Source organism: Gillisella terrae, from assembly GCF_004801395.1.
GTDB lineage: Bacteria > Pseudomonadota > Alphaproteobacteria > Rhizobiales > Rhizobiaceae > Allorhizobium > Allorhizobium terrae.
In genome coordinates this window covers 1-14082 of the sequence record NZ_SSOA01000006.1, presented here as the reverse complement: position 1 = coordinate 14082, position 14082 = coordinate 1, and the positions used below count along the sequence as shown (strand labels likewise).

Here is a 14082-nt window from a genome sequence, read left to right as displayed (position 1 = left end):
TCACTCTCAAGCATTTTCCGGAGAAAAGGATTGTTGTTTTTCAAACTCAATTTTGTCTTCAAAATATTGCGCAGCCGCGCGCAGATCAGTTTTGAGGCTGTCATAATCGGAATTGCTGAAGATCATATGGCCGATAAAAGCGTGATTATCGGTGATATGGTGGCTCACAGTTGAGCCTTCCTGGATGGAGAAAGAGATTTCGTGGACGGTGCTTGTACCAAAACAATGATTGATGTCAGGTAGCGCGCTAACCTTTCCACTTTTGGGAGCCTTGAGCATACGGATTCCGCTGTAGAGCTTGCGCGTGCAGGCTTCTGTCTCCATCCAGCGTTTCCCACTTGCCCACTCCAGCCATAGAATCCAAGGGTCGAAACTGGCGAAGGACAAACAGGCCAAGTCCCAGATATGCATGCCCCCAGGTCGCATATTGACCTCAACGGCCGCTGTTGTGCCATCTTGTCGAAGAAATACCTCATTATGAAACGCGCCGTGATTGGTGGCGGATAGCCGCCGCATGTGGCAGCCCGCCTCATGGATTGCCTTTTCTTGCGCAGCATCAAGGCGGGCAGGCACGATTTGCTGAATTTCTGCGCGATAAATATCTTGAGTCGTCTCTTTCTCGGTAATCCATGAGGTTCCGGCAACATAGTCCCAGCTATATTCTCTTGCGTCCTGAACCAGCTCCTCGACAATCAGACCATCCTTTGCATAGCGCTGGATTTGCGGCCAGATTTCCGCACAATGGGCTAAATCCTCCACAACGAAGCAGCCTCGGCTGGCACCTTCGCCTGCTGGCTTGACGAAAGCCTTTCCTCCCATTTCCTCTGTGCAAGCAAGAAACTCGTCATAGGTCTTGATGCGGCGAAATCCGATGGAGCGATAATTGGAGGAATGTTCGGCAATTCGATCGATCGTGCGGAAGACTTCTTTGTCCACGCCAATTCGCGCTTCCCTCGGCGAAGGACCGGGCAATCCATAGGCGTTGGCCAGACGCGCACCCAGAAGAATGCCTCGGTCGGAAAAGGGCAATATCCCGATGGGATGGAAATTTTTGAGATAAAGACGTTCCGTCACCAGTTGAAAGCTCTGATTCAACATGCTTTCAGCCAGCGATGTGATGATTATGTCATCAGCCGCCTGTGAGTCCAGAGCGCTCGCCGCTTCCGCGACCAGCAACAGACCCGCCTGATAGTGACGCCTTGCCAAGTCGCGCAAACGTATCACATCATAGACGCGGGTATTGTTATATCCAACAACGACGAAGACTTTCATGGGCGCGCTCAATCGAATTCTCGCAGATGACGATGGGTCAGCAGCCACCACGAAAGAGTGAAGGAAATTCCCAGTGCACCGACAACCATGGCGCTGTAAGGGAACGGAACAGTACGCATGAGCACAACAGTCAAGCCAGCTCCAAGGCCGATGCAGATTTCCTTGATGAACATGGTTTTCTGCTTCACGGAATAATAATCAATATGGCCGAAGGCACATTCCGCAATTGACACCAGCACAACCCAGATCGTGGCTCCAATCACTGTATGCACATAGAAAAGATCGGGAAATGCCAGCAGCGTAAAGCCCATGAGAATGAAAGCAAAAATACCGGGCATACGATAACGTCCCAACATTTCGATCAGTTTGAGGCTTGGAACCTGCATCAGCACCACAACCACACTGTTGAGAATGATCATTGAGCCGTACCAGGCGGGCAGCGCCTGCCCGGACTTCAGGATGGTTTGCGGCAGCACAGAAAAAATGCTGAACAGCATCATGCCCATCGCCGTCCCCACCAGAACCCAGGCCAGGAGTGTAGCAGGATGCTGGCCTTGAAAAATCTTCACATGGACCGTGCTGGTGTCCACCGGGCGCGGCACGGCAATCATCATACAGATAGCCACCAGCCCAGCCGCGCCCCAGAAGAAGCTGACAGATGTGAGAAACGGCAGCATGACCACGACGCCTGCGACCAGCGATCCGACATTCATGGCAACTCGGTTATTGGCAGCGCCCCTCTTTGACTGGGCAGCAACATTCTTGATAAGATAGCCACTAACCGCTGCGCCATAGGAAAACAGGCAAGCGGCCGCGATTGAGGAGGCCAGACCTCCGCTGGTTGACAAGAGGCCCGCACCCGCCGCCATAAAGGCAAGCGCCACAACCAGCGACCGTGCACCGACAAGCGACATGGTAAGAGGCAAGAGGACCAGTCCGAAACGATAGCCCAGAGCCAGAATTGTGTTGGTTGTCGTGTCGAGCCAGACATTGGCCTCGCCCAGAACCGCAAACAATGTGACAGCGGTGATGACGCGAATAACAACCAGATGAATGTTACGGCTGGCACCGTATTCGCCAACCTGAGGAAGAGGTGTGGTTTTGAGAATTTCAGTCACGTGCTGCCTTCTGCCGACCTCGCCCGTACTGGAAGTCAGCGTCTCTTGTGTTACATATGTATTTCTTGCAACGTGGCCGGAGGTTTGCAAACCAGCTGCAGCTGATTTCAGTGATGTCATTCAGGAATAAACGGCAATGCTCATTCTCGATACCGAGGCAGTCCTCACCTTCGTTCTTGTTAGCGAACAGAAGAGTTTTACGAAGGCTGCCTACATTCTGAACAGCACCCAATCGGCGGTCAGTGCCCGTCTTCGCAGATTGGAGGAGCAATTGGGAACGCGGTTGATTGAGCGCTCCACCCGATCAATCAAGTTGTCATCGGCGGGAGAGGCTTTTCTACAGCCCGCCCGCGACTTTCTGGAGGCACACCACAAGGCAACAGCCGTATTTTCAGTGGAACGTCCCCATGTGAAGGTCGGCATCAGCCATCATCTGGTCGGACCGGACGTTTCACACATCCTCTGCCATCTCACGCACAAGGACCCGGAACTTCTCGTAAGCCTTAGCATTGATGGCTCACAAGGCCTGATGGCACGTTATGATGAAGGCGACCTGGATGCCGTTTTCCTGCTTCGGCACAGCGCCACACGGCGCCATGGAGAGACGATTGGCACTGCACGGTTTGGTTGGTTTGGTGATGTGAAATTACGACGCCTCACGGACGGCCCAGTTCCACTTGTTACCCATCCACCCGGCTGCAACATGCGAGCCATGGCGATTGCGGCGCTGGATGAGGCCAATATTGCCTGGCGAGAATCTTTCATTGGTGTCTCTGCGGCCAGTTTGCGCTCCGCTATTCTTGCCGGCTTTGGGGTGGCGGCCCTCAGCTTCAGTGCCACGCAAGAGGATCTCACCGAGGTCGGCGAGAGCCTCGGATTGCCAGCGCTTCCTGAGCGCGACATCGTTCTTTTCTCACAGATCGGATCCCATCGCGCCCGTCAGGGATTGGATATCATCAAATCCGCCGTCAGCGTGTTGGGCGATTGAACAGAGCCCATTGTCTCCTGCTGTAGCATATCCGAAATCCAATCTCACCGACATGTCATCTGTGAGATGAAAAAACATATTGCCGATTCCGAAATAATTCCAAGAATAATGACTATATTTAATAATAAAAATTATAAATGGTTATAAAATATTTATTTTTATGAAATTTTAAAATCACAGAAAGTATTATTTTTTAATTTTTATTCAAACAATAAAAATATAAATTAAAAAATGAGAAAAATTATACGGCACGAAAGCAGTAAAATTTGCACTTACTGAAATTCAACTTGATTTTTCTTCAGCCCTTAACTGAGTAAAACTGGAGGAATTAGCGCCATCAGCACTGCTAACAATGAACGCAAAAGAACTGAATGTGGAACCAGGCTCTCCTGCATAAGTCCTTAAATCAGCATGTATCTGGGGAATTATGCAGCCGATTTAAAGCGCTACAGCCTCCTTTGTGCGTCATGTTTGGCGCACCGACACGCCATGCGCGCCCATGATTTTATCTCTATGAATTTCAAGAGGATCCAGTGTCTCTGACTTTTGCCCGACCCATTGAAAAACGTGAAAAATTATATCCCTCGCTGCGAGAAATGTGCCTCACTTATCGGTTCTGGCCCTTTCAGCAACTCAACATAGAAGAGATAGCAACACGCTTTTCGGCCAGCACCACACCAGTACGGGAAGTGTTGGCGCGGCTGGCGGGCGAAGGGCTGATCGATAATATTCCCAACCGCGGGTATTTCGCACGGCATGTCACGGTCGATGAAGTTCGGTGCAGGCTGGACCTTCTTTTTCTGCTGCTGCAACACGCCTTGCAAAGCTCTCCTCGTGCGCAGAGCTGGAAAGAGCCTGGCCCTGCACCGCAAAACGATAGGGCCTGCCATCCGATAACGATTGAGGCCAATTGCCTCTATCTGTCGATTGCCGCCATGTCACACAACATATTGCTGGTGCCGGAGATTACGCGCCATCTTGACCTTACGCGGTGCATCCGATCAATCGATCTTGAAAATGCTGCACGGCGCACGGAATGGACGAAATCTCTGGCTGACCTTCGCTCATGCCTTCAGAAAGGTGACAGAGATGAAGCGAGCCTGCGCTTGCAGCAACAACACGAAGCTTTGCAAGCCCGGCTACCGGAGCTTATCCACCAGATGCAGTTGAAACTGGTTATGGCGGGGGCCAATCCGTCGCCATTCCCGCATTCGGCGGGTCTAAGCACGGTGGCCGCACACCAGAAACCAGCTTTTCCCTAGATTCCCTTGTTTTTGTTGGTCTATTCGGGAAAACCGGATTCCACTTTTCCCTGACAAACTCTCAAAAGAGAGGCCAGCGGATCAGGGGGCAACAAGCCCTGCGCGTGCATAGACCCTGCTGACGGCAGGGCGGCTGCAAAGGCGGCGCGCATGGGCAGTCCAGACCGGAAAGTCTGCCTCCATGTCATAGCCGAGCCGCTCGCCTTTGCCCCAGTTCCAGAACACTTGCAAATAGGGATCGAGAACGCTGTAGCGCTCGCCCATGGCCCACTCACGACCTTGCAATTTCGCCTCGATCTCTTGCCAAAGCGGCCTGCAACTTTCAGCCCCTTTTCGTTTCACATCCGCCTGCGCCTCGGGAGATGTCGCATATCGCTCTGCACGGCTGATATGCGCAAAGGCGACATGCACGGTGGAAGCGAGCCAGCACATGAACTCCAGTTCGCGGGCGGATTGCAGAGCGTCAGATTCGGCCTGACCAAGAGCTGCGCGAAAAGCCGGTGCCAGATAGGTCAAAATGGCTGGTGTCTCAGTGAGGATACCGTCAGCAACCTGTAATGCGGGAACCCGCCCTTTTGGATTTATGCTGAGGTAGTCGGGCTGACGCTGGGCACCAGAGGCAAAGTCCACCTTGATTTCCTTATAGGGCAGGCCGGTTTCTTCAAGCACAATATGGCAAGCCAACGAACAGGCAGTTGGCCAATACCAAAGGGTCAGGTTTTCAAAACGGCTCATCAATTATCTCCAGTATTTAAATTGACCAGTCTGCATATTGAGAGGTGTTGTTGCGGCTTCTAATACCAAGGCTCGAAGATGCGAGAGCATCCTCACCTTGAAGACATTGCAAATATCTCAAATGCATCAAACAAGGTGGCGACACTCAAGCCGCCCCCTATCGACCGGTCAAGATTATCGTCTTTTTCCATAGTGTTAGAGCATCGGACCGGAAGGTGGGAACCGATTTTCAGATAAATCTGATGCAAGACATCACAAAATCACAAGCGGTGCAACCAGCACTTCGGCATGATCTGAGGGCGCCACGCCAAGAGCAACCAGAATTATTCTGCAAACATAACACCTTAAGTTAATTTAAGTACTTCATAACATTAAACAAGAAAAAATAATATATTTTCTAATATATATTCAAGTATTTCAAAATATTAAATCTTCACTTTCCGGTTGTTTGTTTTGTAAAAGACACCGCACTCGATCATTTGCCGGGAGTGATCGCTGTAATTCATCCCGGCTCAATCTTTTTTCGCATGTCGTGATTGCAACGCGCCATCCGCTTTGCTGCGCATGCCTTTGCTTCGGGGAAAAAATGTCAAATATTGCTGAACAGAACTTTGAAATCCGCTCGTTTGAGACATTCCTTCCAGAGTTGGAGGAGCGTGGCTGGTCCATCCTTCGTCCAGATGCCATCGCCAACGATCCTGCCGATACGTTGAGCCGACTTGGAAAGCTTTTGCCGCAATATAATGGCCAGCTCACCTTTGATGTGACCTACAAGGCGGGTTTTGATGACGCCCCCTACAGCCAGAGCATGAATGGTTTGGGTGCGCATACGGAGGCTCCCGGTTACCAGCCTCCGCCGAAATATCTCGCCCTTTATTGCCACCGTCAGGCACGCTGCGGCAAGGGGCAGACCCTGCTGGCCGATGGCGTTAGATTTTATGATCATGTTCTCGATGCCGATCTGCGCATCTGGGCAGATGAAAACCAGATTCAATTCGTAGCGGCTTCAAAGCCTGGCGAGGGCGATCACAAGACGTTTTCGGCCAAGATCCGGGAGGAGCAAAACGGCCAGGCGGTTATGAGGTTCAGCTACAATCTTTTCCGCTACGGCAACGTCAATCCGAGCGCAACGGATGTGGCCAATGCCGATCGCCTCAAGGATGCACCGCTTGCCCGCATCGCCGAGCAGGGCGAAGCGTGGTTTGCCAACAACCTCACTCCGGTGCTGATCCCCGATGGTTGCATGATGGTGTGGAACAACCACCGCCTGATCCACGGTCGCGGTGACTATGCCGATTCCGCCCGCCATCTCACCCGTTACTGGATTGCTTGATGGATATGATCGCTCCTCAATACAGGGTGCTTTCGTTGCGGGTTGCAGCCGATCCGCAACGCACAGTCGGCACGAATTTTTTCTTTGACAGTATGCCCGCGGATGCGGACCTGCCCATGCCTCAGGATTATATTTTCTGGATCATCGAGGGAAATGGCCGCCTTATCGTGGTGGATACCTGTTTCAATCAAGAGGCGTCTGAGCGTCGGGGCCGAAGGATGCTGCGTCCTGTGGAGCGTCATCTGGCTGATCTTGGCATTGCGGCCGAAGATGTAACCGATGTTATCATGACCCATCTTCATTGGGATCATGCCGGCAATATCGGGCTTTTTCCCAATGCCCGCTTTCATGTGCAGGCGGATGAATTGGCCTTTTGCACGGGACGTGCCATGCTTCACCGCGGCGTGAGCAAAATCTACAACCGCGAAGATGTTCAGGCCTTTCTGGTGCCGCTTTTCGAAGGGCGCGTGGCTTTGCTGAAGGGCGATGCCATCCTGTTTCCCGGCATCAGCGTCAGCAAGGTGGGCGGACATACGCCCGGCAGCATGACGGTGAATATCAACACCCAACGGGGCCAGATTGTTTTGGCCTCGGATGCAGCCCATTTTTATGCAAATTTTGCAAACAAAAGCCCGTTTCCGATCCTCGACAGCTTTCCGCAAGCGCTGGAGGCCTTCGATATCATCCACCGGCTTGCGGGCGGATCCCTCGCCCATGTCATTCCGGGACATGACCCATTGATCATGTCGGTTTTTCCAGCCCATGCCGATTTTGAGAGTATTGCGCTGCTGCACCAAGAACCTCTCATCGATCCGGCTGTGCTGATCCGCCAGCAATTTGCGGCGAGAAAGGTTCCAGCATGAGCGGAGACGATTATTTCATCGACACCGTCATTGTCGGTGCTGGCGTTATCGGCGTGGCGATTGCCCGCGAACTGGCCAGCCGGGGCCTTGATGTGCTGGTACTGGATCAGGAAAAGGCAGCGGGACAGCATCAATCCAGCCGCAACAGCGGTGTGATACATGCCGGTTTCTATTATTCGGAAAACAGTCTCAAGGCCAAACTATGCCACGAGGGCAAGCAGCAACTCTATCGTTTTGCCGAGCAGCGCAATATTCCACACAAGCGCGTCGGCAAGATCGTTGTCGCCACCGAAGACCGTGAAACAGCAAAACTGCAAACCATGCAGGCACGCGCGCAGGCCTGCGGCATCACGGATGTTGACATGCTCACCGGAGCAGAACTGCGCCGGATGGAGCCAGAGCTGACCGGTGCGGCAGGCCTCTGGTCACCCTCCACGGGTGTCATTGATGTGATGGCCCTGCTTCAGGCGCTGGAACTTGACGCCGCCTCGCATGGTGCAACCTTTGCCTTGTCCAGCCGGGTTCTTAACCTTTCCAGACACAAGGGGCATTGGTCGCTGACGGTGGACAGCGGCGGAAGCCTGACGCGCCTTGGCTGCCGCGTGCTGATCAATAGCGCCGGCATCGAAGCACCTCAACTCGCGGCGCGGATTGAGGATATGCCCTCAAATCTGATCCCGGAAAGCTATCTGGCGCGGGGCAATTTCTTCACCTGCCAGGGCGGCACGCCATTCTCGCATCTGATCTATCCGCTGCCCGGACCCATCGGCCTCGGTGTTCATCTGACGCTGGATCTGGATGGCCAAGCCAAGTTTGGCCCGGATGTCGAAATGGTGGATCGCATTTCCTACGATGTCGATCCCCAGCGGGCAGATGCCTTCTACTCCTCCATTCGCACATTCTGGCCCGGACTGAAGGAGGGACGTCTGATGCCTGCTTATTCTGGCATTCGTTGCAAGATCGGCAAGCCCGGCGACCCGCAAGACTGGATCATCCAGACGGCGGCAACCCATGGCCTGGAGGGATTGGTCAATCTCTTTGGGATCGAAAGCCCCGGCATGACCTGCTGCCTCGCCCTTGCTCACTCTGTGGCCGAGCAACTGGCAGCAGAAGGGCTCATGCGAGAAATACGGTAATATAATACCGCAATTCCATCCTGTTTCAAAAATTCTGTTGCTGGCCGTATCGGGCCTGGCGACCCTTATCATGAAAGGCGACGAGCATGGACACCACAGCCCGCAATCCAATTGCAGCAGCCCCGACCCTGCCGATCAAAAGCGCTGGCGATGCCGGAAAAATCATCTACTACGCCAATCACCGCCTCGATCATGTACCGCAACTCGAACGGCTTGCGCCGGAACTGGTGGCAGGCATTCGTCTTGCCGCGCTGGTTTTTCCTTTCAAGGTCAATAGCTATGTGCTGGAGCACCTCATCGATTGGGACAATGCCGAGAACGACCCGATGTTCCGGCTGGTTTTTCCCCATCCAGACATGTTGCTGCCGGATGATCTGGCTATCCTGACCCGCTTGCAAAACAGCGGCGACGATGATGCCATAGCTGCTGAAGTTCTGCGCATCCGCAACAGCATGAACCCGCACAGCTCAAACCAGCTCATCAATATTCCGATGTTTGAGGGGCAGCATGTGGAGGGGGTCCAGCATAAATATCACGAAACCGCGCTGTTTTTTGCCAAGCAGGGTCAGACCTGTCATTCCTATTGCACCTTTTGCTTCCGCTGGCCGCAATTCGTGCAGACAGGTGCTGAGAAATTCGAAGCGGATGAGGCAGCCCAGATGTTGAGCTACCTGCGGGCCAAACCCGAAATCAGCGACATCCTGATGACCGGTGGTGACCCCATGGTGATGACCACGCGACGCCTGAGCGTCTATCTGGAACCGCTCCTTGCGCCTGAATTTGATCATATCCGTAATATCCGGCTGGGAACCAAGGCGCTGACCTATCATCCGCATCGTTTCCTGCACGACAAAGACGCCCCTGCCCTGCTGGACCTGATCACGCGCCTCACCAACGCTGGCAAGCATGTGGCGATTATGGTTCATGTCAATCATTGGCGGGAATTGCAGCCAGAGCCGGTGCAGCAGGCCATTGCCGCATTGCGCAAGGCCGGTGCTGTTCTGCGCAGCCAAAGCCCCATTCTTCGCCATATCAATGATGACGCCGCAATCTGGAGCCGGATGTGGAAGGATCAAGTGGCCATGGGCATCATTCCCTATTACGCCTTCATGGAGCGCGATACCGGCGCTCACCACTATTTCGGCATTGACGTTGATCGCGCCCTGTCCATCTATCAGGAGGCTCACGCCGCCGTATCGGGCATTTGCAGAACGGCCCGCGGCCCGGTGATGAGTGCTGGCCCCGGCAAGGTGCATGTGCTGGGCAGGCTGACCCATGGCGGGAGCGAGCACTTTGTCCTTTCCTTCCTTCAGGCCCGCAAAAAGGAATGGCTCAACCGCCCGTTTCTGGCGAAATATTCGCAAAATGCCCGCTGGTTGGATGACCTCCAGCCTTCCGGCTCGGAAAACGAGTTCTTTTTTCACGAAGACTATCGAAAACTGACGGACGCCGCCTCGGACATGCACGGCCAGAGCCAGCCTCTGATGGGCCAACCTCTGTTAGGAATGGGTGCATGAGAAATCTGTCCATCGTCATCATTGGTGCCGGGCCACGCGCGCTTAACGTCATTGAGCGTCTCTGCTGGAAAATCAAAGAAAATCCACATCTGCCCGCAATCACAGTCCATCTTGTTGATCCCGGCGTGGCAGGGGCGGGCGCGCATCCGCCGGACCAGTCCCGGTTGCTGCTGACCAATACGCTCGCATCGCAAGTCACCAGCTTTTCCAGCATCAATCCAGAGGATCCGCGCTCCGGCCCATCAGGCCCATCCTTTACCGAATGGGCGCGGGCGCAAGGCTATCGCCGCATGGGCATGTCCTATGAGAAGGCGGGCCCCGATGAAGGAGATCCCATAGGCGATCTGGATTATCTGCCACGCGCCATGCTCGGAGAGTATCTGGCGTTCTCCTTTCGCCGGATTGTCGAGCAGGCTCCTGCAAGACTGAAAGTGGTGGAGCATCGGCAACTGGCCATGGAGATCGCCAAGGGGGGCAAAGCCGTTGTTTTGGAAAATGGCAGCCAGCTTGCCTTCGATGGTCTGATCGTTGCCACCGGCCATTGCGAGACAATGCCGGGGATTGAGGATCAAAAGCGTCTGGATTTTGTGAACACGCAGCGCGACAAAAATCCAAGACTTGCCTATTTCCCCTGCGTTTACCCGACAGGCCAGCTTGCCACCATTGATCCCGGCACAACGGTTGCCCTTCAGGGACTTGGCCTGACGGCCTATGACGTCATTACGGAACTGACATTAGGGCGCGGCGGCCGTTTCACCGGAACGGCAGCGGACCTTCGTTATCACCCTTGCGGACAGGAGCCCAAGATCCGGCTCTTTTCTCGGCAATCGCTGCCTTACAATGCTCGCGGCATCAACCAGAAGGGCGTTGATGGTGGCCATGTGGCACGGTTCCTGACCAAACAAGCTGTGGAGGTCGCCCGGCATAAACGGCGCAATGAAACAGGAGATTCCAGGCTGGATTTCGAACAGGACATCATGCCGCTGCTGCGCAAGGATATGGCCTTCGGCTACCGTTCTGCAAAGCTTGGCATGGAGCCAGACGTGGATGGATTTCAGCCCACAGATGAGGAAAATGCGATTATAGACCGCATCCTGTTTCCTCGACATCTGCTGGAAAAACCTGATCTTGCCAGCTTTCGCCGCGACATCATCGCCCATATGCGTGAGGATCTGAAGGAAGCGCTGAAAGGCAATCTGTCGTCGCCGCTCAAGGCGGCAACGGACACCATCCGAGATCTACGGGCTGGCCTGAGTGCTGCAATCGAATTCGGTGGATTGCTGCCACATTCTCACGCCTATCTGGTCGAGCAATTCATTGCCATGACCAATCGTGTCACCTTTGGGCCTCCGCTGATCCGCAATGCCGAACTGCTGGCCTTGATTGATGCCGGTATTATCGATTGGGCTGGCGGTCCCGGAGCCAAAGTGGAGCTTGATGAAACCCACGGATGCTTCACCATTTCCACGCCATTTTCTAAAGGTTTGACGCGCACAAAAGCAGATGTGCTGATCATCGCCCGTGTATCGGGCCACCGACCCATGCAGGATAAACGCGGTTTCTCCCGCAGCCTGATCGCCCATGATCTCGCTCGGCCCTTTCGCAATGGCGATTATCAACCCTACGGACTGGATGTGAATAGAAGTCTGCGTCTGCTCAGACAGAATGGCACACCAAGCCCGAATGCCTGGGCTATCGGCTATGTCACGGAGGGAGCGCGCTTCCACACCCACGCTTTGCCACGCCCCGGACGGCCTTCAACACAGTTACAGGACGCGAAAATCCTGGTCGATGACCTGCTTGAAACGCTTTTGAGCGAACCGGAGCACAGCATTCAAACGACATAGGTGGAGGAAAACGCCTGATGATAAACATCCTCGACAGTCAACAGAACCCTCGCCTTTCAGCTCCGCTCGGGTTCGGAAAATATATCGCGGGCCACATGGCTGTGTGCCGCTACAATGCAGAGCATGGTTGGGACACGCCAGAGATCATTCCCTATCAGAGCTTCCAACTCGACCCTTGCGCGCTCGTGCTGCATTATGGGCAATCTATCTATGAAGGTATGAAGGCTTTTGCCCGGAAAGATGGCTCGATTGGCCTTTTCCGACCGGAGAAAAACGCGGAGCGATTTCGCACATCAGCGGCACGCATGGCCATGGCCCAAATGCCGTGCACGCTTTTTCTCGATGCAATAAGCCAGCTTGTCCTCAAGGAGAAGCATCTGATTCCGCAAAGCGAAACGGGCTCCCTTTATCTCCGTCCGGTGCTGATCGGTGATGAGGCTGCCTTCGGTGTCAGGCGTTCGGCAAGCTATCTATTCTTCACCATTGCCACACCGGTGGATGATCTTTACCAGCCCGGAAATCCGGGAATGCGCCTCACCGTGACGGAGGATTTTTCCAGAAGTTCTCAACGAGGCGGAGGCGACGCCAAAACGGCTGGTAATTACGCCCGAACCATCCTTGCTCTCGATGCAGCCCGCGCCGCTGGCTTCGATAATGTTCTATGGCTCGATCCCGTACATCAGGACTGGATTGAGGAGGCTGGAATTACCAATTTTTTTGTGCTGACCCGAGCCGGAACATTATTGACGCCACCGCTGAATGGCCGAATCCTTGCGGGGGTCACACGCGACGCTGTGCTTCAGCAAGCCCGCCTCTGGAAGTTGGATATTGAAGAGCAGGAAATCTCAATTTCAGCGTTGGTGAAAGCAATTGAAAAAGATGACATTGCAGAGGTGTTTATGACTGGAACCGCCACCCACATCGCCCCTGTGGCCAGCCTCTCCTGGCGTGGAACAGAGTATGTATTGCCGCAGGAGCCTTTCAGACAAACTCTGGCCGGCCGTCTCTCCCAATATATTCGCGATGTGCAACGTGGCATGTGTGAGGATCAGGCGGGTTGGATGACAGTCCTGCCGACGTGACAAATACAGGCAATGTTAAAGCGTCTCTCACCAAATATGGCGCACAAAAGGTGCTGTAACACTCTGAATCTGCGGATAATACCGACGCTTACTGACAAGCACTCATTCGCCCATACCCTTCATCCGATTGAGATGATGCTTCGGCATGACCTTGCCCGCAGGTTTTATCCAGTTTTGACTTCGCTCAAGACGTGTCGGATTGCTGTATTGTGCACGTTCGCGTTGTATTGCGGTGCGAAGCCGCTCCGCCTGTATGTACCGTCGCCCAAGAATCGAAAAACCCCGCAGGGTTGGCTACGGGGTTTTTTGTGATATTTGGTTGCGGGGGCAGGATTTGAACCTGCGGCCTTCAGGTTATGAGCCTGACGAGCTACCGGGCTGCTCCACCCCGCGTTATTGTTATCTGACGTTGGGCGGAAGCCCGGTCGTTTATTTGTTTTGTCCGTTCTCGGAAGCGATGCTTCCTGTGATCGGACGGGGCTGCTCCACCCCGCGTTATGCTTGAATGCAAAAGGGCCGCTTGAGCGACCCATTGAGTTTTCGGCGAGGCCAATGTTTGTGTGAGAAGGATTGATTGATTTGATATCAACATTGCCTTTAGCAGACCTGGCAGCGACCTACTCTCCCGCGTCTTAAGACGAAGTACCATTGGCGCAGGGGCGTTTCACGGCCGTGTTCGGAATGGGAACGGGTGCAGCCGCCCCGCCATGACCACCAGGTCGGCTAAGGGCAATGTTGATGAGAAGCTGGATTTTGTAACACGTTTTGTCTTCTGGATGTTTTCAGAAGAGATGGCTCATTTTTGATGAGCATAATCAATGAGAACAATTAAGCCGATCGAGCTATTAGTAACGGTAAGCTTCATGCATTGCTGCACTTCCACACCCGTCCTATCAACGTGGTCGTCTTCCACGGCTCTGATAGGGAAT

The 14082-nt window shown here is 53.9% G+C and carries 11 protein-coding genes, 1 tRNA gene and 2 rRNA genes; 8 read left to right on the top strand and 6 right to left on the bottom strand.

Annotation, left to right across the window (positions count from 1 at the left end; translation table 11 throughout):
- Window positions 1-6 precede the first annotated feature (6 nt).
- Both E6C51_RS12575 and E6C51_RS12570 read right to left on the bottom strand, forming a co-directional pair.
- Window positions 7-1272, bottom strand: coding sequence for an ATP-grasp domain-containing protein (locus E6C51_RS12575; protein ID WP_190236208.1), 1266 nt, complete (start codon window positions 1270-1272; stop codon window positions 7-9).
- Between the two features lie 8 nt (window positions 1273-1280).
- Window positions 1281-2390, bottom strand: a complete 1110-nt coding sequence (locus E6C51_RS12570) for an MFS transporter (protein ID WP_210235001.1) — start codon at window positions 2388-2390, stop codon at window positions 1281-1283.
- Between the two features lie 136 nt (window positions 2391-2526).
- Here E6C51_RS12570 and E6C51_RS12565 point away from each other — a divergent pair, with 136 nt between their 5' ends.
- Window positions 2527-3378: a LysR family transcriptional regulator gene (locus E6C51_RS12565; RefSeq protein WP_146937955.1), complete on the top strand. Its 852-nt coding sequence runs from the start codon at window positions 2527-2529 to the stop codon at window positions 3376-3378.
- Between the two features lie 533 nt (window positions 3379-3911).
- Window positions 3912-4640, top strand: coding sequence for a GntR family transcriptional regulator (locus E6C51_RS12560; protein ID WP_146937953.1), 729 nt, complete (start codon window positions 3912-3914; stop codon window positions 4638-4640).
- Window positions 4641-4721: 81 nt separating this feature from the next.
- On the opposite strand, the gene E6C51_RS12555 is transcribed toward E6C51_RS12560, so the two are convergent.
- Window positions 4722-5375 (bottom strand): glutathione S-transferase family protein, encoded by a 654-nt coding sequence (locus tag E6C51_RS12555; protein WP_146937951.1) that lies wholly within the window; start codon window positions 5373-5375, stop codon window positions 4722-4724.
- A 586-nt stretch (window positions 5376-5961) separates the two neighbouring features.
- Here E6C51_RS12555 and E6C51_RS12550 point away from each other — a divergent pair.
- The 6 genes from E6C51_RS12550 to E6C51_RS12525 all read left to right on the top strand — a co-directional run bounded on the left by E6C51_RS12550 (window position 5962) and on the right by E6C51_RS12525 (window position 13153).
- On the top strand, window positions 5962-6708 hold the full coding sequence (locus E6C51_RS12550; protein WP_190236207.1) for a TauD/TfdA family dioxygenase: 747 nt from the start codon (window positions 5962-5964) through the stop codon (window positions 6706-6708).
- Window positions 6708-7571: an N-acyl homoserine lactonase family protein gene (locus E6C51_RS12545; protein ID WP_190236206.1), complete on the top strand. Its 864-nt coding sequence runs from the start codon at window positions 6708-6710 to the stop codon at window positions 7569-7571. The genes E6C51_RS12550 and E6C51_RS12545 overlap by 1 nt, the downstream gene beginning before the upstream one ends.
- Complete coding sequence (locus E6C51_RS12540) at window positions 7568-8707, top strand: NAD(P)/FAD-dependent oxidoreductase (protein ID WP_190236205.1); 1140 nt, start codon at window positions 7568-7570, stop codon at window positions 8705-8707. Before E6C51_RS12545 ends, E6C51_RS12540 begins: the two co-directional genes overlap by 4 nt.
- 86 nt (window positions 8708-8793) lie before the next feature.
- On the top strand, window positions 8794-10224 hold the full coding sequence (locus tag E6C51_RS12535; RefSeq protein WP_190236204.1) for a KamA family radical SAM protein: 1431 nt from the start codon (window positions 8794-8796) through the stop codon (window positions 10222-10224).
- Window positions 10221-12071, top strand: coding sequence for an FAD/NAD(P)-binding protein (locus E6C51_RS12530; RefSeq protein ID WP_190236203.1), 1851 nt, complete (start codon window positions 10221-10223; stop codon window positions 12069-12071). The genes E6C51_RS12535 and E6C51_RS12530 overlap by 4 nt, the downstream gene beginning before the upstream one ends.
- Window positions 12072-12088: 17 nt before the next feature.
- Window positions 12089-13153: a branched-chain amino acid aminotransferase gene (locus tag E6C51_RS12525; RefSeq protein WP_190236202.1), complete on the top strand. Its 1065-nt coding sequence runs from the start codon at window positions 12089-12091 to the stop codon at window positions 13151-13153.
- Window positions 13154-13469: 316 nt separating this feature from the next.
- Here the strand turns inward: E6C51_RS12525 and E6C51_RS12520 are convergent.
- The 3 genes from E6C51_RS12520 to E6C51_RS12510 all read right to left on the bottom strand — a co-directional run.
- Window positions 13470-13546: transfer RNA gene (locus E6C51_RS12520), tRNA-Met, on the bottom strand.
- Window positions 13547-13757: 211 nt separating this feature from the next.
- Window positions 13758-13872, bottom strand: a 5S ribosomal RNA gene (rrf, locus tag E6C51_RS12515).
- Window positions 13873-13977: 105 nt separating this feature from the next.
- Window positions 13978-14082, bottom strand: a 23S ribosomal RNA gene (locus E6C51_RS12510); the annotation flags it as partial.